A 24,947-nucleotide genomic window follows, 5' to 3' on the forward strand; every position below is an offset into this window, starting at 1 on the left:
CGTCGGTGACGCTGGCCGGGGTCTGACCACCAGCGGCGGCCCCCGGCCAGCGTCACCGACGCCCCCGGGCCGCCTCCTCCCCGCCGCTGGTGGTCAGACCCCGGCGGGGACGGGGGCGGTGGGGTCGCGCAGGATGTCGTACTCGCCGATCCGGTCCTCGTCCTCGGCGATGATCCCGGCGTCGATGTAGCGGTCCTTGTTGCGGTAGAACCAGGTCTTCTCGCGGCCGATCCGCTCGAGGAAGCCGCCCTTGGCACCGAGGTCCTTGACGGTGAAGCCGAGCTTCCCGGCGGCCAGCCATTCGGCGAGCTGGGCCTCGAACACCTGGCGGGACTCCTCCACCGACAGGCGCTTGTTGCGGGCGCGCTGCTCGGGGGTGCGCAGGGAGAAGTTCGCGCCTTCGGGGACGTCCTGGATCTGGGTCTCGGGGGTGGTGTCGGCCTGGTCGTCGTCCAGGCCGTGCGCGGCCAGGTGCTCGTCGGCGGATGCGGCGAGCATCTCTTCCAGCTCGGCGCGGGCGTCGTCGACCTCGGCGCGCGCGGCGTCGTTCATCTCCATCTCGATGTCCTCGTCTTCGTCGTGGGTCTCGTCGGTGATCTCGTCGTGGACGCGGGCGGCCGGCTGCGGCGCCGTCCGGGGCGCCGTCGTCGGCTGCGGGGCGGCCGCCGGGGCGGGCTGCTGCGCGGCGGGCTGATTGGCGTGCTCGATCAGGGTGTTGAGCGCCTCGGCCAGGGTCTGGACGTCGACGTCGGGGTTGGCGCGCAGCGCGTTGCGCAGCGCGGTCTCGAACACCGCCTGGCGGGGTTCGGCCGGGTCGGCCGCGCCGACCTCGGCGAGGATCTGCTGGCAGATCTCCACGACGTGGGTGTCCGGCTCGCCGCCGGTCAGGTCGGCGGGGTCGGTGTCGTCGACGTCGGGGACGTCGACGCCGACGGGCTCGGTGTAGACGGTGCGGTGCTCCCACAGCGGGCCCAGGGCACGGGTGGTGATCTCGTCAAGCGGGGTGCGGATGCTGGCCGCGGCGGTGATCGCGGCGGCGATGTCGGCCTTGTTGCGGGTGTCGTAGCCGCGCATCTTGGTGGCCCAGTTGTCTTCGTCGGTGCCGATGCCGGTGACGTAGCCGTAGCCCTTGCGGCGCGCCTTCCACGTCGGGACGGCGCCGGCCTCGATGACCTCGTCGGGCAGTACCAGCTGGGCGTCGGCAAGTTCGCGGACGCCCATGCACATCCCGGCGCCGTGGTTGGCGCGGGCGTCGGTCGGCAGGTTGTCGTGGGTGGCGCGCTGCAGGGAGCTGACGATCCAGATGCCGGCGGACCGGGCCGCGCGCAGCAGCTTGCTGTAGGCGTCGGCGGACGGCATCAGGTCGGCGGCCTCTTCGGCCCAGATCACCAGGAAGGTCAGGGACGACTTGGGGGTCCAGTAGTCCAGGCCCTCGCGGGTCAGGTGGTCGGTGCGGGCGGTGATGACGCCGGACATGGCCTTGATGAACCGCCGCGCGGTGGGCATGTCGAGGATGACCATGGACATGCCGTGGACCATCGGCCCGAACGTCTGCAGGCCCTTGGCGGTGTCGATGCCGATCACCGCGACGCGCGAGCGGGTCAGCAGCCGGGTGATCAGCGCCCGCGCGAACGCGGACTTGCCCGCCCCGGACACGCCCATCAGCAGCAGGTGCTCGACGCCGCCGTCCTCGTGCGCGGTGATCTGCACCTCGACGGGGTCGCCGTGCTCGTAGCGGCCGACGTCGATCGTGTCGCAGACGCTCTTGCCCGCGCCTTCCCAGGCGTTGAACGGCAGCCCGGCCTTGAGCAGGTCGGCCACGGCCATCCGCAGGTAGCCCACGCCGGCGTTGTCGGGGTCCTGGCGGATGGTGGCGGCCCCGGCCGGGACCTTCGCGGCCGCCGCGATGATGGGCGTGAGGGCCTGGGCCTCGTCGATGGTGGAGCCGACCTCGGCCTCGACCTTGGCCTCGATGACGCCGTTCCCGGTGCCGCGCAGCCGGGAGAACTTGAACCGCTCGGAGTCGATGACCTCGCCGAGCTTGCCGAGCTGGTGGCCGCTGTCGCCCTGTTCGCCGGCGCCCCACTTCATGCCCTGCCGGATCCCCCACAGCACCGACAGGGCGACGGCGCCGAGGCCGTACACCTCGGCCATCGGGGAGAAACCGACCACGACCCCGGCGGTGGTCGCGGTGGTGACGGCGGCCGCCGTCGCCGCACCCAGGTAGCGCAGGTGCTTGCGTTTGCCCGCGGTCACCCACGTGTAGCCGGTCGCGGCCATGCCCGCCCCGGCCACCCCCAGGGTGTAGAACGGCGTGGTCATCGGGTCGCCGCCCCACACGTGGTGCATGAGCGAGATGCCGGGGGCCAGCGCGGTGAACAACACCGGCGCGACGCTGAGCGGCAGCGCCCGGGTGATGTAGTAGTCCATGCCCCGGGTGGTGACGCTGGTAGCGCCGCCCGTGGCGGGCTGGTTCCGGGTGGTCTTGGTGACGGTCTTGGCGGCCATGGCCGGCCCCCTTCCAAATCGGTCGATCAGTGATCAGCAGTGGGGTCCGGGGCGGGCCCGCGACGACGGGCCCGCCCCGGGCGGGTCAGTCGTCGTCGGTGAAGATCTCGAACTTGGACTTGGGCTTGGTCTTCGGCTTGCCCTGCGCGGCGCGCTCGGGGCCGACGAAGTGCTTGTGGAAGGAGTTGGTCATCTTCACGCCGCCCAGGGCCCAGGCGGCGACGCCGTCGGCGCCGATCCGCAGGTGCGCGGTGACCAGCCGGGCGCGGACCTTGGTGGAGGCGCCGAAGTGGTACCACTTGCCCTGGTAGTTGCGCAGCGCCGACTCCAGCTCGTCCGCGCGGAAGTAGGTCTGCAGGTACAGCTCGTTGCCGATCTTGCGGATCAACTTGCCGTAGGCGATGACGTCCTTGGACGTCTCCAGCTCCAGGTTCTCCAGCTGCTGGATCAGCTTGACCAGGTCAGCCATCGATCGGTCCTTCCTCGTTGGGGCTGATGGGGGTGCAGATCAGCGCCGCGACCCAGGGGTGCGGCTGAATGTCGACGGTCTCGGCGGAGACGCGGCGGCCCAGCCGGTCCACCAGCAGGTGGCGGGAGCGGGGCCGGGCGGCCCGGCCGTGCGGCCGCAGGCGCCGGGCGGTCCCGGCGGCGTGCGCGGCCGCGGCGCCCAGCTCCCGCACGGCCTGGCCCAGCAGCAGCCGGGCCATCTGGAAGCGCCCCGCGCTCACAGCCGACCCCGGACGAAAGGGCGCGCCACCCACCAGCCCAGGACGCCGCTGCAGAACACGGCCGGGGCCTGGTACATCCCGGTCTTGTGGGTCAGCAGCAGCCACGCCACCGCGGCGACCGCGGCGAACAGCAGCACCGCCAGCCCCGGCCGCTTGCGGATCCGGATCCGGGAGCGCTTCACCGGTCCGCCCCGTCCTTGCGCGTGGCCAGGCGGGGGCGGGCGAACCGGTCCCACGCGGCCTCCCCGCCGACGATGGCCGTCAGAGCCGCCGCCAGCAGCAGCATCGCCGTCGCCGGCGTCGGGCTCGGGACGACGAGCGCCCCGGCGATCAGCGTGAACCCGGCCGCGATCACGACCCGGGGCAGGAGGAACCAGGCCCGCTCGTCGTCCGGGGCCTGGGGGCGGGGGTGCTCGGTGTCGGCGACGACGTGCAGGACGTCGACGGCGGTCTCGCCGAGGTCGTCGACGAGCACGTCGCGCAGGGACCGCAGGATCAGCGCGCGCAGCACCGGGTCGGCGGTGTGGGCCAGGTCGACCCACAGCCGCTCCCCGACGCTGTAGTCGGCGAGCGGAGCGGGCCAGGACGGCGGCGCGATCACGGCCCGCTCGGTCGCGGCGACCTGCCGCAGCAGCGCGGCCGAGGTGCCCAGCGACGCCGCGACCGGGCGGCCGTCGGCGTCCTCGGCGCCCCACGCGGCCGTGTGGATCTCGGCGAGCGCGTCGGTGAGGTCGCTGGCGGTCTCCAGCAGCCACGCCCGGGTCTCCCGGTGGCGGGTGCGGGCCAGGTCGGCCAGGACGGTGTTGAGCCAGTTGCTGTACCGGTCGTACTCGGCGCGGGCGTCGCGCCGCTCGCGCCGCGCGGCGCGGATCTCGGTGATGTTCATGGGGGTGACCTCCACGGTCAGAAGCAGGAAGGGAAGATCCGAGGGGCGGACGGCGCGCGGTGCGCAGCAGCTCGTCCGGGTGAGGCGGCCCCGCGAGCACGGCGGCCGCGCGGCGGCCGCGGCGCGGGCCCGGAACGACCGGGCGCACCGGCTGCGCGCTCCGGCGCGCTCCGGCGTCCGCGGTCCGGCGTCCGCACGCCGCGTCGCGCACCGCGCGGGGCCGTGCTCGCGGGGGCGCATCATCAGCGCTCACTCCCGTCGGCGGAGTGCGCGGCGGGCACGGGCGGGGCGGGGTGGGGCAGGTCGACCCACACCCGGCGGCCACCGGTCGCGAGGGCCTGGTGCTGCAGGACGCCGAGCGTCGCGCAGATCCACAGGCCCCGGCCGGACTCCCCGGCGGCGCCCAGCAGCACGTCCGGCCCGTGGTCGGCGCCCTGGTCGACGACCTCGACGTGCGCCTGGCGGCCGGTGACCTCGACGATCACGCGGTACTTGCCGCCGGGCTCACCCGAGGCGGTGTACCTGCAGGCGTTCGTGGCCAGCTCCGACACGCAGGTCAGCGCGTCGTCCACGACGTCGACGGGCAGGCCCGCGCCGGTCAGCGCCTCACGGGTCCAGCGGCGCGCGGCCGCCACCGTGCGGACGTCGTCACCGGCCAGGACGGTCTCGTAGTGCTGGGGGATCATGCGATCACCCCCACGACGACCCCGGCCGCGATCAGCAGCACGCCGAACGCGATCAGGTCGACCGCCAGCCGCAACCGCCGGTTCTTGCGGTCGCAGATCCGCGACAGGACCACCAGGTCCTCGCACTGCCAGGACGTGATCAGGTCCTGGTCCGCCTCCATGTGGCAGTCGGCGACCTGGACGGCGTCCATCGCCACCCACCGCCGGAACCCGCTCGCGCCGAGGCGCGGACGCAGCACGCACGCCAGCAGCACCACGGCGGCGGCCGCCAGGACGAGCCCGGCCGCGCCGAGGGTGATCCGCATCGGCACCGGCCCGCGGGTCACCTGCGTCGCGACGAACGCCACCGCGGCCCCGGCCAAGCCCGCCAGCGTTCCGCACTTGGCGTCCACCCGGGCCAGCTCGGCGCGCACCGCCGCCAGCTCGGCCGCCAGCCCGTCACCGGGGATCAGGGGCGCGGTCATCGCTCCTCACCCCCCGCCAGGCGGGCGGACGTGGCCAGGCCCTCGGCCACCAGCCGCTCCGGCCGGTCGCCCGGCGCCGGCGCCAGCCCGATCTCCTCCAGATGGCCCTGGATGTAGGTCATCGGCGCCAGCTCCCCGGCCGCGGCCGCCGCGACGGCGGCGCGGGCGTGGGTGAGCAGCTCCACGTAGGCGACGTGCAGCTCGGCGTACCGGTGCTCGGCGACCGTCAGGCCCGACCCGAGCGTCTCCAGGTGGTCCCGCAGGGCGGCCTCCTGCTCACGCAGGGCCCGCACCTCCTCGCGCGCCTCGCGCAGGCGCCGCCTGCGGTCCAGGTCGCTCGGCACGGCCGACACCGCGCGCTCGTGAGCGATCGTCATCACCGCTCACCCCCGTCGGTGCCCTCGTTGCGGATCTGGGCGGCCAGCCGCCGCGCGGTGGATTCCGGGATGCCGGTCTCGGCCTCGATCTGAGCGCCGCTCAGGTCGGGGTGCTTGGCCAGCAGATCCCGGACGGTCTGCAGCCGCTCAGCGTGCGCCCCGCTCACGCGGGCCCGCTTACGGCCCTTCGTCCGACCCCGCTTACGCGGCCGCTTGGACGCCCGCTCACCGGACCGCTCGTCCGGCCGCTCACCGGGGGCGCTCACGACCCGCTCACGCGGCCGCTCGTCCTCCCGCTCACCGTCCCGCTCATTGGGCCGGTCGCTCACCCGCTCGTCGCGCCGCTCACGGTCGGGCGCGGGCGGCAGCTCCAGCAGCGCCCCGCCAGTGTTGGCGCGGTCGCTCAGCCACCGCTCGATCGCCGCGATCCCCTCCGGGGCCTCCAGCGCCACGATCGTGTCGTGCGTGGTCCCCGTCGGCTCCAGCCGCTCACCCTGCACCGGTGTGTCCGGCCGCTCACCGGAGTCGTCACCGGAGTCGATGAGCGAGGCCGGGATGAGCTGCCCGTCGACGATCGTGATCGAGCCGTTCTTCGCCGCCTGCTTGGCCGCGCTGGTCTCGCGCTTGAGGACCTGGCGCGCGACCTTCCGCTCATGACGCGGCGCGTCCGGACCGAGCCCGTACCGCTCGACCCACGCCGCCCGCCACGCCTCCTCGGCCGACAGGCCGCGCGCGGCCGCCAGCGCCGCCGCCGACGCGCTCAGGCGCGGGTAACGGATCCGGCGGATCAGGGCCCGGCGGATCGCCGCCGCGTCCCGGCCCTCGCGGACCTTGTTCTCCTTGGCCTTGCGGAGCGCGATGGTCAGCTCCAGCAGCACGATGCTCAGCAGGCTGGTCAGCCCGAGCATCACGCCGATCTCGAGCGTCTTGCCGTGCCAGCAGTTCATCGCCGCGGCGACCCCGGCAAGCGTCCAGGTCAGCGCCCGGTACCGGCCCGCCGGCAGGTTGTCGGCGACGGCCTTGTGCGCCATGAACGCGGCGTAGAGCACGCTGCCCTCGATGGCGATCGGCAGCAGCGGAGCCAGCACGCCGAGATCCATCGTCTTCTTGGCGAACTGGTACTGCCCGTTCCACGCGATGACCGCCGGGGAACCGACCGCGACCGCAGGTAGCGCCAGGCCGCCGTGCCGACGCACCGCATCGGCGAGGGCCTGCCGCCGCTCGATCTTCCGGACCCGCTTGCGCTCGGCCTCCTGGTGGTCCAGCTCGGCCTGCTCACGCCGCTGCTGCTGCTGCGTCTCCGCCCGAACCTGCTCCGCCTTGGCCTTGGCGACCTCGGCCTGGGCGCGGGCGGTGATCCGCTCGCTCCTGGGGTCCCAGCTCATCGGGCACCCCCTCGCCGCCACCAGGCACGGCGCCGCACCGGCGCCTCGCCCGGCTCGCGGACCGCCGGACGCAGCGCCGCAACGATCTCGGCCAGCTCGGTGCACACCTCGCTGACCTCGCTCGCCAGGTCCGATGCGCCCGCGTCCACGACGGTCTCCAGCGCACCGACCCTGCAGGTCAGCATGCCGATCCCCGCGTTCAGCGTCTTGGTCATGTCCCGGATCGCGGCGGCGACCTGCGCGATCTCCGCCCGCGTCGCGGGCATCTCCTCCGCGACCGCCAGCACCGCGCGCCCGGACGCGACCTGCGCATCGCGCAACGCCTCCAGCGGCACGTCGTACCGGTACCGCGACTTGCTGTCCGTCCACCTCGACTCGGTGGACGCCCCGGCCGCGGCCTCCAGCGCCGCACGCGCCAGCTCCACACCGAACTCGGGCTTCTCGACGTTCTCGTTGAGCAGCGCCTCAACCTCGTCGTCACGGATCCGGGGCCCGATCTCGGACAGGAACTCCGCGATGTCCGCCGCCGTGAGATTCGGGCCGAACGTGTTGTGCACCGCGATGGCCCTGGCCCGGACGTCGGTCAGCCGCCCCAGGAACTCGTGCCACGACCGGTACCACGGGTCGTCGCTGAGGGCGAAGGTCGCGAAGAGGCGGCGCCGCTGCTCAGCCCGGCCCGGCCCCTGCAGGGCCTCGGCGGGCGTCCACCGACGCAGCCGCGTCCACATCGTGGGGTCACTCGCGTCGAAGTGCTCCGGCACACCGGGGATCGTCGACGTCATGCCGACACCCCCTCGACCGCGACCGGGAGTTCGTCAACGTGGGCGACACGGCGGGTGCGGCGGCGGATCCTACGGAGCATCCGCTCCCGCTCCCAGGGGGCCGTTCCGCCCCAGATGCCGTGCGACTGCACGCCGTACTGGGACTCGGTCTTCAGCGCCAGCAGCAGGCACTGGGACCGCACCGGGCAGTCGGCGCACACCTTCCGGGCGTGCGACTCGTACTCGGCGCGGCCGCGCTCGCCGGTCGGCTCAACGTCGGGGTGCCACCGGTCGTCAGCGGTGCCGACGCACGTGCCCGAATCGGTGACGGTCTCGCTGAGCTGCGACAACGTCAGGGAGGCGATCTCCCGAGGGATGTGGGAGATACTGGTCATGGACCCACTTCCTTTCGCAGAGGGACGGTCCATCGGCCTCGGTGGGGTGCCGCCCACCGAGGCCACTTGCGTTTGTTGCGAGGTGCCTCTCGCCACGAGGTCTCACCTGCTCAGTGGGGTGCCGCCCACTGGGCTCAGATTGTCTTGGGACAATCCAATGAGGCCATGAGGACAATGTTCGCCAGAACGCGGGGTACTGTCAACGATTATCCCAAGACAATTTCGGGAGGGGAGGGCAACTGGTGGCTGTGCACTCGCGCTACCTGGACATTGCCACTCAGATCCGGGTACGGATTGAAGCTGGCGAGTGGGAACCGGGGAGCAAGCTCCCTCGGCTGGACGACTTTGCGAAGGAGTACCAGGCCAACAGGGACACCGTCGGCCGGGCCATCGGACACCTGGAGTCAGAAGGATGGGTCTGGGCCGTCCAGGGGCGGGGGATCATCGTTCGGCACGGCACCATGCGGCCGCGCAGGCCACGGGGCAACCTGGTGAAGCGGAACGTCGCCACCGGAAAGCCGGGCTACAGCTTCCCGTCGGCGACCGGCACGGAGGTGTGGGACCACCACATCCCGCCCCTGGCCTCCTATGAGCCGCTGACCGACTCCCGGATTGCGAAGATGCTGGGCGTCGAGGTCGGCAGTTCGGTGATGCGCCGGTTCAGGGTGACCGGCCCCAAGTCCGAGCCACCGTTCCAGATCAACACCTCCTGGATTCATCCGCGCGGCGTCGCCGACGCGCCTGAGGTCGCCTCCCAGGTCGACAGCCCGGGGGACTGGCTGTACCAGCTTGAGAAGGCCGGCCACTGGCCCATCAGCTGGCTGGAGGTGCACCGAGCACGGATGCCCTCCAAAGAGGAGGCCAGCCTGCTGGAGATCCCCGTCAACCTCCCCGTGCTGGAGATCGTGCGCGTCGGCACGTCGGGAGGCGATGGCCAGCCAATCGAGGTCACGGAATACGTCGTAGCCAGCGACCGCGTCGAGACCGTCCACGTCCTGCACCGAGACGAGAACGCACAGGACCCGTGGCCCGAAGAGACCGACAGCCCCAGCGACAGCGAAACGGGCAGGTGATCCCAGGCCATGGCTCTGATCGTTGACGGCGTCGCCCGAACCCATGTGGGGCTCGTCCGGAAGCGCAACGAGGACGCGTTCTACCTGGGCACATCGCTGTTCGCCGTGGCCGACGGACTCGGGGGACATGTTGCTGGTGACATCGCGAGCAACCTCGCAATCGATGCCCTGAAACGACACGACCATCCGGTCCGTCCGGCGGATCTCCCCACCCTCCTCGGCCGTGGCGTCAGCGACGCCAACGAGGAATTGCGCCGCAAGATCCACATCGACCCCGGCCTTGCTGGCATGGGAACCACGCTGGTGGCCATGCTCTGGTCTCAGACAACCGCAGCGGTGGCCAACGTGGGCGACTCCCGTGTCTACCTGCTGCGCGGCACCGAGTATCAGCAGATCACCGAGGACCACACCTACGGTCACCTGGTGGCCGAAGCCGCCAGCGACCCGAGATTGTCCGAACGCATTACCCGGTTCATCGACGGGCGGGCAGACGGACGCTCACCCGACATCAACCTCCACGCTCTTCGGCCCGGCGATCGGTTCGTCCTGTGTTCCGACGGGCTCAGCGGCGTCGTTCCCCACGAGATCGTTCGCGAGACGTTGATCTCGGTGCGCAGCTCGGATGAGGCGGCAGACCGCCTCGTCGACCTGGCAATCGAGCACGGTGGTCCAGACAACGTCACCGTGCTCATAGTCGATGTACGGGCGGCCGACTAGCCACAGGCCCCCATGGATGAAGCCCCGGCCACGGCCGGGGCTTCATCTGTTTCGCATGTCGAGCGCGCGCTCTCGCGCTCGTCCGCCTGATGATGATCACATCCACTGATTACGCTGCGCGACCGTCCGCCTGAAAGATTCGAGACGGGGACGCTGTGCGCCGCACACCGCACTGCGCACACCGCACTGGCGCCGTTCCCCTATAGGGATGTGCGCTCTGAACAGGGCCGCACACCGCTCCGCACAGCGCCGCGCACTCCCGATCGCACTCGACCGCACAGCTGACCGCACACCGGCCGATCCTCACGCTCTGTCATCGTTGCGGCGGGTCGGGACGGCTCGTCCCGCCCGCGTCAGGGCGGCGCTTGCGTCGTCCGGACGCGAGCATGATGCGTCGTTCGGCCCGCTGCCGGGCGGGGGTCAACGGCTGAGTCCGCGGCCGGGTCCGTCGCGGCGGGGGCCGGGCCGCCGGTGCAGCTCGTGGGCGCGGGCCTCGATGTCCGCTCGCCGCGCGGCGCGCTGTTCGGCGGCTTGCTGGGCTCGGTACTGGTCTCGGGCGGTGGCCTCGGCGCGGGCCCGGGCGGCGGGCAGCAGGGTCCGGGCGGTGATCTCGCCGTTGACGGCGGTGAGGATGTCGGCGGCGTGGGCGGCGTCGCGGGTGCGCGTCGGCCGCCCGATGCGCGCCACCTCCATCGGCACTGGCCCGTGCCGCTCGGTGTGCGCGGCGGCCTCGGCGCGGTGGCGGGCGCCGGCGCGGTCGGCGGCGATCGCAGCGGCCTGGTGCTCGTCCCAGCGGGCGGTGAGGGCGGCCAGCTCGGCGGCGGGCCCGCGCTGGCTCCAGCGGCCGGGGCGGTGATCGACCGGCAGCCGCGCCTGCTCTAGGACGTCGTAGCGGTAGGGCGCGGCGGCGGCCGCGCGCAGCCGCGTCTGCTGGGTCTCGGCCTCTGTGATCTGCTGGGCGAGATCGGCTTCCTGGGCGGCCAGGGCGTCGGCGGCGGCGCGGGCGGCGGCCCGGGACGTCCCGGTCAACCGCAGCGCGACCGGGTTGCGGGCGGCCTGGGCCTGGGCGTCGCGGACCTGGCGGGCCAGGGCGTGGCGGCGCTGGTAGGCGTCGCGGGTCCACTCCTGCAGGCGCTCCAGCCGCTCGGCGGCGTCGGCGGCCGCGGCGAGCACGTCCCGCCGCGCGGCCAGCATCGCCGCGGCGGGGCCCTCGCCCCGGTCGGCCCGCGCCAGCTCGGCGGCGTGGAGCTCCTCGACGCGTCGGCAGATCGTCAGCTCCCGCTCCGCCGCGGCCCGCAGTTTGGCCAGCTCATTGTCGGTGCGGGCGCCGTAGGGCCGCTGATGCCACGGCGCGATCCGGGCGTCCTGCCGCTCCTGGCGCTCCTGCCGCTCGGGGCGCGGTCGGGGGATCTCGTCCCCGAGTTCGGGGGTGATCAGCTTGTCGGCGCGGTCGCCGCGCAGGGTCGCGGCGTAGGCGGTGATCACGCGCGTCAGCTCGTTGGCGGCGCCGGCGGGCTCGCCGTGCCGGGCCCGGTCCGCATCGCTCTCCAGCAGCGCGCGGGGCAGGTAGAGGTCGACGCGGGCGCTGTCGCGGGACATGGCGGGGTAGAGGGCGTGCGGGTCCAGACCCATCCCATACACCAGCACCCGCTCCGCCGACTGTCCTTGCGCGGCCGCGACGGTCATCGCGGTGCCGTGCGTCAGCTCGCCGCGCGCGACCCGGGCGGCGGGGATGGCCGTGTCCTCGAGGACCGGCCCGTCCGGGCCGGGGCGCCGCCACTGCACCACGAGGTCGCGGCCGTCGAACCCGATCACCACGCCGCGGTAGCCGTTGAGGACGTCGACGTCCTCCGGCGAGGCGTCGGGGCGGCGGGTGCGGTAGTCGTTGCGGCGGACGCGGACGTGGTCGCCGATCGCAAGGGCGAGGGTGCCGCCGCCGGCGAGGCGGTACAGCCGGTCGGGCCCGGTGATCTCCCCGGCCTCCCGCCGGATCGCCCTCGCCCCGAGGTTGAGGGCGTCGACGTCGGCGTTGCTGCCCGCCAGGATCAGCAACTCCTTCAGCTCGTCGTGCACGGAGGTAAAGGGAGTGTCGACGCGTGTTGCTGCCCAGTGGTGCAGCAGCGCGGCGAGGGTGTCCTCGCGGCCGTCGCCCGCGTGCACGCGCCCGGCGGCCGCCCACTCACGCAGGGCGGCGTCACGGTCGCCGTCGCGCCAGAGCTGCAGGGCGCGCCGCTCGACGTCGTCGCGCTGCCGCCGGTTCTCGGTCAGCTCCAGGCCGTCGACGGCCTGGTGGACGGCGGCGAACGTCCCGCCGACGCCGATCGCGCGCAGCTGCAGCGGGTCGCCGATCAGCACCGTCTTGGTCCCAGCGGTCTCGGCGGCCGTCAGCAGCCGAGCCAGCTCGCGGTCGTCGACCATCGCGGCCTCGTCCACCACCAGGACGTCCGTGCCGTCCAGGCCGGGCCGCTCGGGGTCGGCGATGTCTCCCAGCAGCGACGCGATGGTCTGCGAGGCGATCCCCGCCGACGCCGTCAGCTCCTGGGCGGCGACCGCCGCGGTGGTCGCGCCCCGCACCCGGTACCCGGCTGCCGTCCACGCCGACCTGGCGGCCGCCATGAGGGTGGTCTTGCCCGCGCCGGCGACACCGACGACGGCGTCGACGGCGTGCCCGGCGCCGGTCAGCCGCTCCACCACGGCCCGCTGCTCAGGGCTGAGGCCGAACCCTCTGCTGGCCTCGAACGTGCTGACGGCCATCGCTGCGGCGTCGACACCGACGACGGCGCGGCCCGCGTCGCGGCCGCGTTCGGCGATCGCCAGCACGGTCCGTTCGGCGTCGACGACGTCGCGGCTGGTGTAGCGCTCGGGGTGGGTCTGGTAGGCGGGTCCGCGCTCGCGGCCGCCGGCGGCGGGCAGCGGGACGACGGGCCCGTCCTGCAGGGCCACCACGGCGTCGGCCAGGGCCTCGGCCTCGGCGACGTCCAGGGTTCCGGCGGGCAGCTCGTCAAGCACCGCCGCCAGCAGCCGCGGGCGGGTGACGACCTTGCCGTGCGCGGTCAGGCCGTCCCCGTCGCGGAACAGCCGTTCGGCGACCTCTCGCGGGCTCGGCGCGGGCGGTGGCGGGGTCGGCCCGTCCGGACCGTCGCGCCGGGGGCCGCCGTCCGGTCCGTCGGGGCCGTCGCCGCGCGCGGCCGCCACGATCGCGGCCGCGTCCAGGCCCTCGCCCCGGACCTGATCGCGCCAGGAACGGCGCAGGTCACCGGCGGGCGCCGGTGACCCGGGCGGGGCCTCGGCGGAGCTCGCGGCGGTGTGCTTGCCCTCGCGGGTGAGGGCGGCGGCGGCCTTGCCGTGCGCACTCGACGCCGTCTGCGGATCCAGCCCCAGTTCACGCAGCGCGGCGAACGTCTGGCCTTGCCGCTTGGAGAACAGCTCACGGACGCGCGGCGGGACGCCCGCCAGCTCCCACACCCGCCCGTCGTCGCGCCGTTCCCACCGGTACCCCAGCGCGGTCGTGCGGGCGCGGAACCGGGCCTGGGCCAGCGCGCCGGCGGTCTCGACATGGCGATGCAGCTCGCGGCCGCCGTTGCCCGGCGTCGACCACTGCCCATCGACGCCGCGGACCATGTGCGCGATGACGGCGTGGGCGTGCATGTGCGGGTCGGGATCCTGGCCGCGCACCGGCCGCGCCTCGTCGTGCCACATCACCCAGCCCAGGAATCCGCTGGACTCGATGCGGCGGGCGGTCTTGCCGTTGCCGTGCTCTCCGCGCATCCCGTACGCGCACCAGGACTCGAGATCCTGCAAGGTCTCCAGCACCGACTCGCGGAACGCGTCCTGCAGCTCGGCGGCGGTGGCCTCATCACCCAGCGCCCACACCACGCTCGCGGACTTGGGCAGGTCGATCGTCAGATCGAAACCCCTGTCCCCGATCCGGACGGTCTCGCCGCGGTGGGCACGGGCCACCTGCAGCTCGCCCGCCGCGTAGACGTCCTCCAGGCGGACCGGCGCGTCGATCTCGGCCACCAGGCGCTCGGCGTCGCGCACCGGGATGCGGTGCGCCTCGCCGTCGCGGGCCACCATCCGCCCCAACCGGGCCAGCCGCGCCGCCGCCCACTTCGTGCGCGCCAGCCCGGCGACGTCGACGCCGGACTCCGCGGCCGCCTTCGCCAACGCCGCCCACAGCGGCGCGGCCGCCAGCTTCGACGCCGGGTGCGCCGCGCGCTTGGGCGTCACCAGGACCTCGCCCGTGCGCGGGTCGACGCCGTCCATCAGCGCCCGCGCCGCCGCCTTGTCGATCTCCCCTGCCAGCGGCGTGCGGGCCGGCAGGCCGACCTCAGCGAGCCCACCGCCGAACCAGGTCAGCCTGTTCGTCTCGTCCATCCGGTAGTCGACCCGGTGGTCGACGCGGGCGTCTTGGCCGTGCTCGAGGGCGGGGTGGTGACCGCAGCCGGCGGACTCAGCCAAGCGGTACTCGACCTGCTCGACGGCGGGCCCGATCGTCGTCAGCCAGGCCACCGCCATCCCCACTCACCAACACCAGCCATCACCCTTGAATTCATCGCCTTAAGACGGGACCACAAAGATCGTGGCCTCGGCCAAGTCGCCAGGGGGCACCCGTACACGCAAACGGTCCCACTCCTCGGATCTTTCGTGGGAGGCCCTCAAAATCACGACCCACATGCCCGCCTCGTCCCGCTCAGCGGTTACGGCCGCGAGGCTGTCAGGTACGTAGCCTTGGGTGATTGCAGCCGCAGTGGCGGCTTCCACAGCCTCGTCCCGGCTGAGCGGTTCGTCTTCGGCTACACGGCGCCGGCGCCAACGTTCCCGCACCGAGCGGAACATCCGGGTCGCCATGGCCACCGTGCCGGCGTCAGCCCGGTTGCCGATGATGCCGCCAACAGCAGTCGCGCCAATGTATGGGCCGACCTCGACAACAAGCCGAAAGATCTCGACCAGTTCCGCAGGGGCCTCGAGTCCGTCGTGTTGGAGAGAACCGCCGTACTCCCAGTCGTCGTCCTCAAGGTCGTCGTCCTCAAGGTCGTCCCCGCACGATGAAGGTTCCCGCACAGGCCTCATCTTCCTGCTCAACGCAAGGCGCCGCATGCACGGCCCCCTGCCCCCGACCGACCGGTATGGCGATAGCCATACCTGGGTACATCCCGATGATCATGATGTGATCATCGGGATGGTTCAGTTGTAGATCGGTTGCGCTTGTGGATCAAGGTCTGTGTGCTGATCGGGCGTCTGATCTCGTGGTCGATGTCGTGGTAGCCGTTCGTCGTGCGCGTGCTCTCGTGGTGGTTGTTGGCCTGGTTCAGAAATCGGACCTCGAGTGAGGCAACACGCTCCGGTGGGTGCGCCCGCGCAACGTTGGGACGCGGGCACGGGCTGTCGCGCGGGCGCGCCCTCCGGCCCGCCGGGGGTCCGGGGGCGGCGCGTCCCCGGCGAAGCGCACGCCCTCCCGGCGGCGCGACCGGTGCATCGCAAAGGAAGCAAGCGTGGCGGGGTGTCGGCGGTGATTGGCTTGGGCATCGCGGTTACCGTGCCAGCTCTCTAGAAGAGGGGGCTGAGCATTGGGGTTGTACTCCGGCGGGGAGTTGTACCTCGTCCGCGACCGGGTGCTGTGGTTTCCCGATGAGGAGTTCGGGATCCAGTGCGTGGCCCGGACCCGCAAGGGCAAGCAGTGTCTCAACGATCTTGCCCACTCGGCTCCCTTCAAGCTTCAGCCATGGTGGGAACGGGGCTCGGTTGGAGACGTCCACGACGTGAAGTACCTCCGCCACTCGAATGAGTTCGCGTACCGGATGTATGAGCAGCAGCGCTGCTATGTGCATGTGGACAGCGACGCCCCCGACGCGATCGCCCCCGGCTGGGAGGCGTACGACCCGGCCCTGCACCGGCGTACGAAACCTTGCCCGCTCGATCTGCGGTGTCGCGACTGCGGCTTCTTCGCGGTCGTCGACCAAGTGCTCGTGCCCCGTCTGGGGCCTTGTCCGGCCTGCGGCCACACCGACTGGCGCGATCTCGGCCGCCATAGATGGGACGTCGACAAGCCAGGATGGCGACTAGTCGAGGCCATCCCCGTCGATCAACGCCCCGTGCTCCACCTGGAGTGAACGAGTTCGGCGGCCTGTGGATGGCCTCGTCCTGGTGGACGGCGGCGACCTGCCGGGTCTGGCCCGTCAGGGGCCGCACGCCCGGCGGGCCGGCGACGTCGGCGGCCCGCCGTGCGGTCGTCCTTGAAGACGTAGAGAAAGTTCTCATCCAGGTTCGCGGCAGCGTGTGCGCTGAAGTCGCCTTGTCCCTCAGCGTGGCGGGGGCGTCCAGATCCAGGCGCGGGTGCGGGTTTCCTTGCTGATGACGTCGCAGGGCGTGTAGGCGTCGGGGTCGATCATGCCGCCGCTTTCGGTGGCGTCGTTGTAGAGCCGGTCGGACACGATCAGTGCGAGGTCGCCGACGCTGTCGTCCGCGGTCTTCTTGAACGACGGGGCGTCCAGCAGGCGGAACAGATGGACCAGGGCGGGCCCGGCGACGCCGTGTTCGTCGCGGTAGACCCGGCCGGTGTGGACCGCCAGCCGGAGGCGGATCTGGGCGATGTCGCCGGCGAGCTGGTTGTAGCGGCGCAGTGCGGCTGCCAGGTGGTGTGCGAACGGGTCCAGCAGATGGTCGCCGACGACATCGGGCGGGACGATGAACAGCGCACCGTCGCCACGGTCCTCGCGGTAGCACGAGGCCCAGGGCACCCGGGTGATCGCACAGGCGTCGGCAATCAACTCATACATCTGCCGCCGTAGGTGCATCTGGGTCCGGGCATCGCGACGGGCGCCGAACCTGCAGATGTCGACGGCGGCCAGCGTGGTGGTCACTGCGGCCGGGGGCCAAGGGCCCAAAAAAGCGGGAGGCGGGGCCGCAGGCTCAAACGCGTCGCTCGGCGGGTGACCGTTCACTCGGCAGCCTCCGGCGAGCGGCCGGACACCAGGCCGGAGTGGGGCGCGGGGCAGTCTGGTGGGCAGGGGTCCTCGGTGAGATCGCTCCAGTACTCGATCAACTCCTCTTCGGTCATCTGGACCGGCGCCATGGGCGGGGCTGGCCGTGCCGTGGCCAGCTCCCAGGTGGACACCAGCAGAAGCAGCAGCAGCTCGTCGTCTCCGGGCGGAGCGGTGACCGCGGGGGCGACCTGGGGGCCGAGCATCGCGCGGTGCCGGCAGACCGGATGGGCGGGGCGGCGGGCGGCTGACAGGGGTGCGGCCGAAGGGTGTGCAGACATCAGCGTGTGGTCCTTGATGGGCGGTAGGGGCGAGCACCAGTAGGCCACCCCCCGAGGCTTCCGGCCATCACAAATCTCCGATCAGAAGACATCGGAACACGCGACAAACTCCGACATCTCAAAGAATCGGACATTCGCACCCATGAGGCGTCGTTAATAGATGAATCGCATTCTAATACTGGCCGGTTTATGTCACGAGACACAGACTCCCGTGCATCTGCACGTGCAGTGTTCCGATGTGTTCCACGTGCTATGACCTGCCCATACGTCTACCTGGAGGTTGACGAATGCGAACATTACGGAACCGCACAATTCGGCGATTGCGGGCCCCAGGAGGTGTCGCCGAGGTGAGAACATGCTGTCCGGCATAACGATCATCCCCGGGCGATGCCTGGCACACGTTAGGGCCCCACATAATGGCGACCAACCACCCCCCGAACCCGGTGCTGGACGAGTTCATCCAGGATCTGAGCCGGTTCAAGAAGGCATGTTGCGTGCCCAGCGACCGCGAACTGGTCCGGATGTCGCACACGGTCTACGACGAGCAGCACAAGAAGACGCCCGTCTTGCGACGATTGAGCACGACCGCGGTCAGCAACGTCCAGACCCGCCAGCGGCAGGACGCGCCAGGATGGGGATGGCTGGCTACCTACATCCTGACCTGCTTGTACTTCCATCGGAGGAGCGGCACGACCACGCTCGACTTCGACGGCCCCACCGACTTGGACAGCTGGTACAAGCGCTATCAGGCGGTGTGTCGGCACCTGGCCCAGGCACGCATCCAGGTCGCCGCCCGATCGACCGCCGAGGCTCCCCAGGACCCTGATCTGGAGGCCGACGCCGCATCGACGCTCGACCCGCTCGGCCGCGAGCCCCACCTCGGGCCCAGGAAAGTGCTCGACGGGCCCGTCTCCGCGCCGCCGCCGGCACCACCAGGGCCGCCGCCTCCCCCGCCACCCGCTCTACCGTCCCAGGTGCCGCACTGGCGAGACCTGCAAGACTCGGCGCTGGAAGGATGGATGGAGCAGCTCCGCCACCAGCAGTCCCAGGCACACCGCCGCCACTACGCGCTGTTCGGCCAGTACGGCGTCGAACTGCTCATCCGCGCCGAGAACGGCGACCACGAGGCCGCCTGTCGGCTGGGCATCCTGCTCTTGTGCCACGACCGTCCCGCCGAGGGCCAGGCCTGGCTGATGTCCGCTGCCGCCCAGGGGGACGAGTCCGCCGAGATCCTGCTGAGCACCGTGCCCAGCCGACAACGCGAGATGGCCGCCGAGCTGGCCTACGAGTTCACCCTGCCCGGCTACGTCCAAGACCGCGTCCAGGGACGCAGCGTCGAGGTCATACCGACCGGCGCCGAGGTCTACTACCGTGCGGCCACCACCGCAGGGCACCTCGGCGCCGCCATCCGCCTGGGCTTGATCTTCGAGGCCCGCGGCGACCTGGACTCGGCGCTGCTCATCTTCGCCCGGGCCGCCGACCGCTGCCATCCCGACGCCATCGATCACTTCGAGCGGCTCAACACCCACCTTCACCGGGAGCAGAACCGGCGGGATCTCGGCGAACCGTTCCCGGAGCTGTAAGGCCGATGACGAACGCCTGGACGCCTCGGTGACGGCGACGGACTACCGGGAGGTTGGGGGCATCCCGGGATCCTTCAATACCGGGATCCCGGGATTGAGCGACCTTCCGACCGCCGTAACGCGGGGCCGGACGGGTTGAGGTCACCCGGCGAAGACGATCTCAATGGGGTCGTCCGGGCAGTCGGCAGCCAGTTCGGTGAGCCTGGTCTTCTCGGCCCCGTCCGCACTCAGGGCCCAGCGGAGTTTGATGGCGGTCCACTCGCCGATGTAGCGGCAGAGGGCCGGGGCGTGCGGCGGCAGCCACTCGCGCGGGTCCTGATCGCTCTTGGAGCGGTTGGAGCGGGCGGTGACCGCGATCAGGGCCCGCGGGTCGTCCAGGTCGTTGGCGTAGGCCTCGCGGCGGCCGGCGTCCCAGGCGTGGGCGCCGGAGTCCCAGGACTCGGCGAGGGGGACCAGATGGTCGATGTCCAGCCCCCGGGATCCGGTGACCTGGACGTCGTCGTAGTAGGAGTGCCAGGTGCCGGTCCCGCCGACCAGCCGACACCGGCCGCCGAGCTCGGGGGCCTGGACGGCCTCGGCGAGGAGGACTTCCCTGCGGGTGTCGCACCCGTCCCGGTCGGCGTCGACCCAGTGCTTGAAGGCTTCGCGGTCGTACCCGTCCCGCCGTTCCGGGGCGACCTCGAGCCGCCCGATCGCCTCCCGGAGCGGAACCTGCTCGGTCTGCACTGTCGTGCTCTGCGCCGTCGCATCGGCCGACGTCGCGTCGGCCGCGGCGGTGCCGCACAGCGCACCGGGGACGGCCAGTAGCGCGGCCACCGCACCGAGCCGTGCCGTGCCCCGTACGACCGCGAGTTTGAAAAACATGAACTCTCCCACCAGTCAGTCGCTATGTGTAGTGACATAAATACGCTTCGCGACTGATCTGGGAGAGCTATCCCGGGCGCTGTGCCAGCACCACCGACGCGCGACCACACGCTGTCGTTCCCGACAGCACCAGCTCCTACTGAGTGCGGATCAAAGGCGTGCCTGAGCAGACTCCCCTCCCCCAGGAGCATGGTTCGCAGCCGAGTAGATCCACGTGATCACCCAGGGCGTGACCATCGTGCGCATCGGACTGTCCAGCAGGAGCGATCTCAGCAGGTCCATGAGCCCGATCTCGGCCCGCTCGACCTGGACGGCGCGTCAGGTCCGGGCGAAAACGTCACCGGCGAGCAGGTGCTTTCGCGAGCCTTATCAGCAAGAATTCGCAGGTCAAGGCTATCGGGACACTTTGTGCCCCGAGCACGGCTAAGCTTGTTCCGTCCGGCGCGGCAAACGTCACGCTCGTCTCACTTGAAGGCCCAGGTCTGGATTCGTCCAGTCACCGGTGCTGGGTGAATCCATCCAGCCGGGTCCGGCCCCAAATGGGCCAAGAGAGATGGAGACGACCGACGTGAACCGACCGGACGAGCGTCGCTGGCGGCAGTGGCTCAGGGCACATCATCCCTGGCTCCTGGAGGTCGTGCGATTGGCCGTTTGGCTGATCATCACGATCGTCCGCTAGACGCACCAACGCCCTCCTGCCGGAGCCGTCGCAAGTTCCACTAGGCAGGAGGGCGTTGGTGCGTCTAGATACCGGACATGAACTCCGGTACGGGCTCACCATACCCCCTTGGTGTCGTAACCCGCACCACATAGTTCGTCTTCGCGCAGGTCAGCGGGTATATACGCCCCGCGCGTGTGCACTGATTCACTGTCCTGCCTAGCACCTAATCAGCCACCTTCGTGACCGAAAACCTTAATTTCGGTCAGACGAGTCCGCAGACGATGCCGCCCTCGCGGACGGCGCACGAGTCGCTGGCGAGGCGTGGGCTGCGGGCGCCGTCCGGGCCGTTGGCGACCCGGGTGCGGCCACGCCGCCAGCGTCCGAGCAAGCCGCGCGAGCGCGGCGCCGGGCGAGTGGATCAGGGCCGGGTGCGTGGTCATGGCGTCTACGGTCGCGGCCGCCGTGGCGCGCCGGAGCGGGTTCGGCGACCTGTGGATAACCCCGCCGGACGGCGGCCGAGGTTCCTGGGGAAGGGCTCTATCCCGGAACCTCGACCGAGACCGAGACGCGGGCCGGCCCCAGACCCTGCGCGGGTCCGGGGCCGGTCGCGGCCGAGCGCCGATCAGTCCTCGCCGGGACATCAGCAGCCGGTACGGCGCCGTCTCCTGGCACGGGCGGAAGGGAACGCGAGACACGTGCGAGGCGTGGTGGAGAACTCGGCACCGAGGGCCGCGCGACGTCTGCATGGCATCGGGACGCCGCAGCAGCCCTGGGTCACGTAGCGCTTAACGCCGCGGTCGGCGCGAAGCCCACCATCCGGCGATGACGGGACCGGCCAGGGTTGAGAGGCTCGTCAAGAGCATCTGGGCCTGCTGCTGTGGAACCCAAAAGGCCACTCCCAAGACGAGTCCCACGACGACCACGCCACCGACCACCCAGCCTCTGATGTGACTCATCGGGCTGCGGGGGGCAAGATGGCGCCGAGAGGGCGGTCTCTTCTGCACGGCTGCTCCTTCTCTGTTCGGCGCCGGTCTCCCGCATGGGCGACCAAACCGTCAGGAGGCCGGCGCTGCACGATCCACCCCGGGGCGCCCGAGATGGCTTGACAACACCTTCCTTCACTCGCCGGGGTAGTTGATCTCGCGTGAAATCGCAGGTGAAAGCGGTCTACAGCGTGACTCACCTGGCTTTGCCGGGTCGAGGCATGCTTGGTCGGGTTGAGTGTTGTTGAAGTGTGTCGATCCTTGTCTTCGCTAGGCTTTGCTTGTCCATATGGGAATCTCAGCGAAGGTTTTCTCAGCATGGCCAGGCCGATGCAGATGCCGCCCAAAGCAGACCTCCCCGAAGGCCCTCACCGCGCCTTCGTAGAGTTACTCTTCGATTACTACCGGCGCGCTCGGCGCCCCACGCTGGAGAAGATCTGCACGCAGATTCAGAGCAAGGACCGAGCGGGCACCGCAAGCCGCGAGACGGTGCGCCGAATGCTGCGTGGACAGACCATCCCACCGAACTGGCAGACCGTTGAAGCGGTCTTCGCAGCGTTGTGCGAGCTGGCTGGCGTTGACCCTGATCGGAAAGTGAAGGTCTTCAACTCGTTCGACGAAGACGAGTGGACCCCAGCCGATCGCCGTAGCCAGATGGAAGCTGCCTGGAACGCCGCGCTGGATGGACGGATCGACGACCGGCCTGAGTTCCAGGGCATCGACTTCGAGACCGCTGTGCCTGTGAACGGATTCGGCAGCGGCACGGGAGGGTTCGGCGGCGGAGGGTCCACCAACAGCAGCAGCGGCTTCGGCAGCGGAGGGTTTGGCGGCAGTACCAGCGCCCGAGCTCCCTTCAAGAATGATCCGTGGGGCTCCACCAGCAAGAGCCAGTACTCCGACGACCCGCCCTTCTGACCCAGGTCGCGACGTTCCAGATCGTGGCGGACGGTCTCGTCGGGGTCGCCCCACAGCGGCCCCGGCGTCCCCAGGGAACCGGTCGATCGCCTCGGCGCGGGTGGCGGCGCGGTGGGCCAGGACCCGACCGTCGAGGGCGGCGGCCTGCCAGTGCCGCCCGGACCGATACGTCCGCCCGAGCACCACGCGCTCGCCGTAGTCCGTCGACGGCGATCTCGTAGCCGCCGCCCTCGGCGCTGGGCGGGTCGATCGCGGCGGCGGCGAGCTGGGTCTGGCTGTAGGGGCACAGCGGCCGCTCGGTGCGCGGCCGCGCCTGGGGACGCCGCCGGGTGCGGGCCTCGGGCGGCAGCTCGGGCAGCGGCGCCGGGGCGTACAGCGCCGCGAACAACGCCACGGCGGCGTCCTCGCGGGTCGCGGCGGGGACGGCGACGGGCCCGTCCAGGGTGCACGGCACGTACCCGCCGCGCGAATCCGGCTGCAGCCAGCCGACGACACGGCCGCGCACGACGACGTCCTCGCGGCCCGGCACCCGGCCGCGGACCAGCCGCCAGCCCGCGAGGTCGGCCGGCGCGGTCTCCACCGCCCGGCCCCGGTGGTCGATCAGCGGCCCGGACACCACGTCGGCGTCCTCGGCGCCGGGCATGCCCAGCGCGGCCGCGGCGGCCCGCACCGCCGACGGCACCTCCCGGTAGGGCACGGTCGCGGCCGGACGGCCGTCCGGCCGGGGCACCAGGCCGTGCACGTCGTAGCCGGACACCTCATCGCCCCCGGCGGCGGGAGCGATCCAGCCGACCCGCCGCCCGTCGGCCAGCAGCAGACGCACGTCCCCGTGCAGCCGGACCGCGCGCTCCTCCCCCACCCGCCCCGGCGCCGTTTCCGTCACGGACGCCGGGATTTCATCACGCCCGGGCGTGACCGGCGCGGCCTCCACAGCGCCCTCCGGGGCGGCCTGCGCGGCACCACTGCGTGGGGCGGCCTCCTCCGGCGAGGCGGGCGCAGCCGATTCCGTCACGGGGGCGGATCCGTTGCTCCAACCCGCCCGGGTCGGCCGCGCGGATCTCACATAAACAGCAATGTGTGAGCCGTGCCGCCCCGTGTGCTCTCACCGGGTCTTCTGGACTTCCGTGAGGCAAACTCACGGACTCCTCCTCAGCCTGACACTCCGGTTACCGACTGTTATTTTTTTCTCTTCTGCCCCTTGCCGCCCGGCTCTGCCGATAGCGTGGCGGCTACGCCTCCGTTCTCTGCGGTCTGCAGCCGAGATTCGTCTGCAGGACGGGAGAGAAAGGAGGTGATCGAATGATCGGGATGCTTAAGCGTCGTCGCCGTCCGGCGCCGCAGCGGGTTCCCACCGAGCAGCCGATGTGCTGGCAGAAGGTCACGGCCTTCGCCACAGTCGGGCGGTTCGTGTTGGGGCTGGTGCGGCAGGTGCGGGATTGGTGGAACGGCGAAGGCCCCGGGCCGTACCTCTGATGAGGTGACGGCCGCAGGGCCCTCCCGTAACGGGGTCTCGCGGCTACACGTCTTCCCGGACGGCCGCGAGGCCCCACCTTTTGCGCATTGTCCCTGATCAGACGACTGTCTACTCGCTATCTTCTTGCTGCGGTGAGACGCACACGCCTGACTCAGTAGTGTTCGTTTCAGCACCGTACCCCACCGCGAGGCACTTGCGCGGCAAAGACCATGCAACATCCCTTTGCTCTTTGCCGCGGACGCTAACCAGTTAGCGTCGAGCAGTCCCGGCGGTGGATGCGGCGAGACTGATCACTGCGGTGCAGAGTCACTCGGCGAAGACGCGTTCGATGACGGCGGCTTGTTCGGCGGTGCCGGAGCGGAAGTAGCGGGCGGTGGTGTCCAGGGAGGCGTGGCCGAGCAGGGCCTGGATCTGCGCGGGGTCGGCGCCACCCTCGCGCAGCCGGGTGGCGAAGGTGTGGCGGAGCCGGTGGGGGCGCAGGCCGTGGATCCCGGCGGCGGCGCCAGCGGTCAGGATCGCCTGGACGATGCCGGAGACGGTCAGGGGGCCGCGCTGCCCGGCCCACAGAGGGCCGTCGTGGCGGCCGCGCTCGTCGAGCCAGGCGGTCAGGCGGGTGCGGGCGATCGAGGGGAGGGGGACGGTGCGGACTTGGTCGCCCTTGCCGTGCAGCCGCAGCGTTCCGGTGCGGGCGGTCAGCGCCAGGTCCTGCATCTGGATGCGGGCGCACTCTTCTTCGCGGGCGCCGGCGTACAGCAGCACCGCCACGATCGCGGCGTCTCGCGCGCCGCGGCGGGTGGCGGCTCGTTCGACGGCGCCCTGCTGGGCGGGGGTGAGGGCGTCGGGCTCGCCGGGGCGGGGGACGCGGGCGCGCTTGACGGTGACGCGCAGCCCGGCCAGCTCGTATAGCAGCGTGACGGCGGCCAGCGCCTGGTTCACCGTCGGCGCCTTCGCCCGGCCCTCGATGAGGTGCCGCCGCCACGCGGTCACGGCGGCCTCGGCCCCGACGGTGTCGGTGAACGCGTCTGGATGCCGGTCGGCGTGCTCGGCCAGCCAGGCGATGTAGGCGGCGGTCTGCCGCCGGTAGGCCCTGACGGTGTTGGCGGCCAGCGCGCACCGGTCCAGGTGCCGGTGCGCAGCGTCCAGGGCCCGCGCGGCGGCCGCCGCCACGTCCCCCATCGGACCGCCGGCCGGGGCCGGGGCGATGGCGCCCGCGACATCGGGGA

At 71.7% G+C, this 24,947-nt stretch carries 24 protein-coding genes; 6 read left to right on the forward strand and 18 right to left on the reverse strand.

Annotated features, from left to right (window positions below):
- Positions 1–93 precede the first annotated feature (93 nt).
- The 11 genes from DMH08_RS27595 to DMH08_RS27645 form a co-directional block, all read right to left on the reverse strand.
- Positions 94–2,508: an FtsK/SpoIIIE domain-containing protein gene (locus DMH08_RS27595; RefSeq protein ID WP_125618674.1), complete on the reverse strand. Its 2,415-nt coding sequence runs from the start codon at positions 2,506–2,508 to the stop codon at positions 94–96.
- Between the two features lie 85 nt (positions 2,509–2,593).
- Positions 2,594–2,977, reverse strand: coding sequence for a hypothetical protein (locus DMH08_RS27600; RefSeq protein WP_125618676.1), 384 nt, complete (start codon positions 2,975–2,977; stop codon positions 2,594–2,596).
- Entirely contained in the window at positions 2,970–3,236 is a 267-nt protein-coding gene (locus DMH08_RS27605; RefSeq protein WP_125618678.1) for a hypothetical protein, read from the reverse strand. The genes DMH08_RS27600 and DMH08_RS27605 overlap by 8 nt, the downstream gene beginning before the upstream one ends.
- The gene (locus DMH08_RS27610) at positions 3,233–3,418 is read right to left on the reverse strand and encodes a hypothetical protein (RefSeq protein ID WP_125618680.1); all 186 of its coding nucleotides are present in this window, start codon (positions 3,416–3,418) and stop codon (positions 3,233–3,235) included. The genes DMH08_RS27605 and DMH08_RS27610 overlap by 4 nt, the downstream gene beginning before the upstream one ends.
- Positions 3,415–4,122: a hypothetical protein gene (locus DMH08_RS27615; protein ID WP_125618682.1), complete on the reverse strand. Its 708-nt coding sequence runs from the start codon at positions 4,120–4,122 to the stop codon at positions 3,415–3,417. The genes DMH08_RS27610 and DMH08_RS27615 overlap by 4 nt, the downstream gene beginning before the upstream one ends.
- 242 nt (positions 4,123–4,364) lie before the next feature.
- Positions 4,365–4,808 carry an ATP-binding protein gene (locus DMH08_RS27620; protein ID WP_125618684.1) on the reverse strand — a complete coding sequence of 148 codons (444 nt, stop codon included), beginning with the start codon at positions 4,806–4,808 and terminating at the stop codon, positions 4,365–4,367.
- Complete coding sequence (locus DMH08_RS27625; protein WP_125618685.1) at positions 4,805–5,272, reverse strand: Pycsar system effector family protein; 468 nt, start codon at positions 5,270–5,272, stop codon at positions 4,805–4,807. Before DMH08_RS27625 ends, DMH08_RS27620 begins: the two co-directional genes overlap by 4 nt.
- The gene (locus DMH08_RS27630; RefSeq protein WP_125618686.1) at positions 5,269–5,649 is read right to left on the reverse strand and encodes a hypothetical protein; all 381 of its coding nucleotides are present in this window, start codon (positions 5,647–5,649) and stop codon (positions 5,269–5,271) included. The genes DMH08_RS27625 and DMH08_RS27630 overlap by 4 nt, the downstream gene beginning before the upstream one ends.
- Complete coding sequence (locus DMH08_RS27635) at positions 5,649–7,034, reverse strand: DUF2637 domain-containing protein (RefSeq protein ID WP_125618687.1); 1,386 nt, start codon at positions 7,032–7,034, stop codon at positions 5,649–5,651. Before DMH08_RS27635 ends, DMH08_RS27630 begins: the two co-directional genes overlap by 1 nt.
- A complete protein-coding gene (locus DMH08_RS27640) occupies positions 7,031–7,816 on the reverse strand; it encodes a hypothetical protein (protein ID WP_125618688.1) in 786 nt (261 codons plus the stop codon). The genes DMH08_RS27635 and DMH08_RS27640 overlap by 4 nt, the downstream gene beginning before the upstream one ends.
- On the reverse strand, positions 7,813–8,190 hold the full coding sequence (locus tag DMH08_RS27645) for a WhiB family transcriptional regulator (protein WP_158642406.1): 378 nt from the start codon (positions 8,188–8,190) through the stop codon (positions 7,813–7,815). The genes DMH08_RS27640 and DMH08_RS27645 overlap by 4 nt, the downstream gene beginning before the upstream one ends.
- Before the next feature lie 242 nt (positions 8,191–8,432).
- Between DMH08_RS27645 and DMH08_RS27650 the strand changes: the two genes are divergently transcribed.
- Together DMH08_RS27650 and DMH08_RS27655 are read left to right on the forward strand one after the other, a co-directional pair.
- Entirely contained in the window at positions 8,433–9,263 is an 831-nt protein-coding gene (locus DMH08_RS27650) for a GntR family transcriptional regulator (RefSeq protein ID WP_125618690.1), read from the forward strand.
- 9 nt (positions 9,264–9,272) lie between these two features.
- On the forward strand, positions 9,273–9,980 hold the full coding sequence (locus DMH08_RS27655; RefSeq protein WP_199748040.1) for a PP2C family protein-serine/threonine phosphatase: 708 nt from the start codon (positions 9,273–9,275) through the stop codon (positions 9,978–9,980).
- Between the two features lie 420 nt (positions 9,981–10,400).
- On the opposite strand, the gene mobF is transcribed toward DMH08_RS27655, so the two are convergent.
- Together mobF and DMH08_RS27665 are read right to left on the reverse strand one after the other, a co-directional pair.
- Positions 10,401–14,498 carry a MobF family relaxase gene (gene mobF, locus DMH08_RS27660; protein WP_125618691.1) on the reverse strand — a complete coding sequence of 1,366 codons (4,098 nt, stop codon included), beginning with the start codon at positions 14,496–14,498 and terminating at the stop codon, positions 10,401–10,403.
- A 42-nt stretch (positions 14,499–14,540) separates the two neighbouring features.
- Positions 14,541–15,065 (reverse strand): hypothetical protein, encoded by a 525-nt coding sequence (locus DMH08_RS27665; RefSeq protein ID WP_125618692.1) that lies wholly within the window; start codon positions 15,063–15,065, stop codon positions 14,541–14,543.
- A 509-nt stretch (positions 15,066–15,574) separates the two neighbouring features.
- Between DMH08_RS27665 and DMH08_RS27670 the strand changes: the two genes are divergently transcribed.
- Positions 15,575–16,093, forward strand: a complete 519-nt coding sequence (locus DMH08_RS27670) for a hypothetical protein (protein ID WP_125618693.1) — start codon at positions 15,575–15,577, stop codon at positions 16,091–16,093.
- 189 nt (positions 16,094–16,282) lie between these two features.
- On the opposite strand, the gene DMH08_RS27675 is transcribed toward DMH08_RS27670, so the two are convergent.
- Complete coding sequence (locus DMH08_RS27675; protein WP_125618694.1) at positions 16,283–16,843, reverse strand: hypothetical protein; 561 nt, start codon at positions 16,841–16,843, stop codon at positions 16,283–16,285.
- 77 nt (positions 16,844–16,920) lie between these two features.
- A complete protein-coding gene (locus DMH08_RS27680) occupies positions 16,921–17,244 on the reverse strand; it encodes a hypothetical protein (protein WP_125618695.1) in 324 nt (107 codons plus the stop codon).
- A gap of 416 nt (positions 17,245–17,660) precedes the next feature.
- Between DMH08_RS27680 and DMH08_RS27685 the strand changes: the two genes are divergently transcribed.
- Entirely contained in the window at positions 17,661–18,827 is a 1,167-nt protein-coding gene (locus DMH08_RS27685; RefSeq protein ID WP_125618696.1) for a sel1 repeat family protein, read from the forward strand.
- A gap of 141 nt (positions 18,828–18,968) precedes the next feature.
- On the opposite strand, the gene DMH08_RS27690 is transcribed toward DMH08_RS27685, so the two are convergent.
- Entirely contained in the window at positions 18,969–19,691 is a 723-nt protein-coding gene (locus DMH08_RS27690) for an HNH endonuclease family protein (protein WP_125618697.1), read from the reverse strand.
- Between the two features lie 1,962 nt (positions 19,692–21,653).
- On the opposite strand from DMH08_RS27690, the gene DMH08_RS27695 reads away from it, so the two are divergent.
- Positions 21,654–22,250, forward strand: coding sequence for a helix-turn-helix domain-containing protein (locus DMH08_RS27695; protein WP_125618698.1), 597 nt, complete (start codon positions 21,654–21,656; stop codon positions 22,248–22,250).
- Here DMH08_RS27695 and DMH08_RS27700 read toward each other — a convergent pair.
- Positions 22,189–23,133, reverse strand: a complete 945-nt coding sequence (locus tag DMH08_RS27700) for a hypothetical protein (RefSeq protein ID WP_125618699.1) — start codon at positions 23,131–23,133, stop codon at positions 22,189–22,191. The two genes, DMH08_RS27695 and DMH08_RS27700, sit on opposite strands and share 62 nt — an antisense overlap.
- A 416-nt stretch (positions 23,134–23,549) precedes the next feature.
- On the opposite strand from DMH08_RS27700, the gene DMH08_RS40395 reads away from it, so the two are divergent.
- A complete protein-coding gene (locus DMH08_RS40395; RefSeq protein ID WP_158642407.1) occupies positions 23,550–23,723 on the forward strand; it encodes a hypothetical protein in 174 nt (57 codons plus the stop codon).
- A 307-nt stretch (positions 23,724–24,030) separates the two neighbouring features.
- On the opposite strand, the gene DMH08_RS27705 is transcribed toward DMH08_RS40395, so the two are convergent.
- Positions 24,031–24,947, reverse strand: a 917-nt coding sequence (locus DMH08_RS27705; RefSeq protein ID WP_233617841.1) for a tyrosine-type recombinase/integrase, incomplete at its 5' end; no start/stop codon positions are given.

Source organism: Actinomadura sp. WAC 06369 (genome assembly GCF_003947565.1).
Taxonomy (GTDB): Bacteria; Actinomycetota; Actinomycetes; order Streptosporangiales; family Streptosporangiaceae; genus Spirillospora; species Spirillospora rifamycini.

What these genes read in the sequence shown, in the direction of transcription:
- DMH08_RS27685 (WP_125618696.1), top strand. Translation starts at nt 17,661, where the DNA reads ATGGCGACCAACCACCCCCCGAACCCGGTGCTGGACGAGTTCATCCAG.
- DMH08_RS27615 (WP_125618682.1), bottom strand. Translation starts at nt 4,122, where the DNA reads ATGAACATCACCGAGATCCGCGCCGCGCGGCGCGAGCGGCGCGACGCC.
- DMH08_RS27630 (WP_125618686.1), bottom strand. Translation starts at nt 5,649, where the DNA reads ATGACGATCGCTCACGAGCGCGCGGTGTCGGCCGTGCCGAGCGACCTG.
- mobF (WP_125618691.1), bottom strand. Translation starts at nt 14,498, where the DNA reads ATGGCGGTGGCCTGGCTGACGACGATCGGGCCCGCCGTCGAGCAGGTC.
- DMH08_RS27600 (WP_125618676.1), bottom strand. Translation starts at nt 2,977, where the DNA reads ATGGCTGACCTGGTCAAGCTGATCCAGCAGCTGGAGAACCTGGAGCTG.
- DMH08_RS27655 (WP_199748040.1), top strand. Translation starts at nt 9,273, where the DNA reads ATGGCTCTGATCGTTGACGGCGTCGCCCGAACCCATGTGGGGCTCGTC.
- DMH08_RS27635 (WP_125618687.1), bottom strand. Translation starts at nt 7,034, where the DNA reads ATGAGCTGGGACCCCAGGAGCGAGCGGATCACCGCCCGCGCCCAGGCC.
- DMH08_RS27695 (WP_125618698.1), top strand. Translation starts at nt 21,654, where the DNA reads ATGGCCAGGCCGATGCAGATGCCGCCCAAAGCAGACCTCCCCGAAGGC.
- DMH08_RS40395 (WP_158642407.1), top strand. Translation starts at nt 23,550, where the DNA reads ATGATCGGGATGCTTAAGCGTCGTCGCCGTCCGGCGCCGCAGCGGGTT.
- DMH08_RS27690 (WP_125618697.1), bottom strand. Translation starts at nt 19,691, where the DNA reads ATGTTTTTCAAACTCGCGGTCGTACGGGGCACGGCACGGCTCGGTGCG.
- DMH08_RS27625 (WP_125618685.1), bottom strand. Translation starts at nt 5,272, where the DNA reads ATGACCGCGCCCCTGATCCCCGGTGACGGGCTGGCGGCCGAGCTGGCG.
- DMH08_RS27645 (WP_158642406.1), bottom strand. Translation starts at nt 8,190, where the DNA reads ATGACCAGTATCTCCCACATCCCTCGGGAGATCGCCTCCCTGACGTTG.
- DMH08_RS27640 (WP_125618688.1), bottom strand. Translation starts at nt 7,816, where the DNA reads ATGACGTCGACGATCCCCGGTGTGCCGGAGCACTTCGACGCGAGTGAC.
- DMH08_RS27680 (WP_125618695.1), bottom strand. Translation starts at nt 17,244, where the DNA reads ATGTCTGCACACCCTTCGGCCGCACCCCTGTCAGCCGCCCGCCGCCCC.
- DMH08_RS27595 (WP_125618674.1), bottom strand. Translation starts at nt 2,508, where the DNA reads ATGGCCGCCAAGACCGTCACCAAGACCACCCGGAACCAGCCCGCCACG.
- DMH08_RS27620 (WP_125618684.1), bottom strand. Translation starts at nt 4,808, where the DNA reads ATGATCCCCCAGCACTACGAGACCGTCCTGGCCGGTGACGACGTCCGC.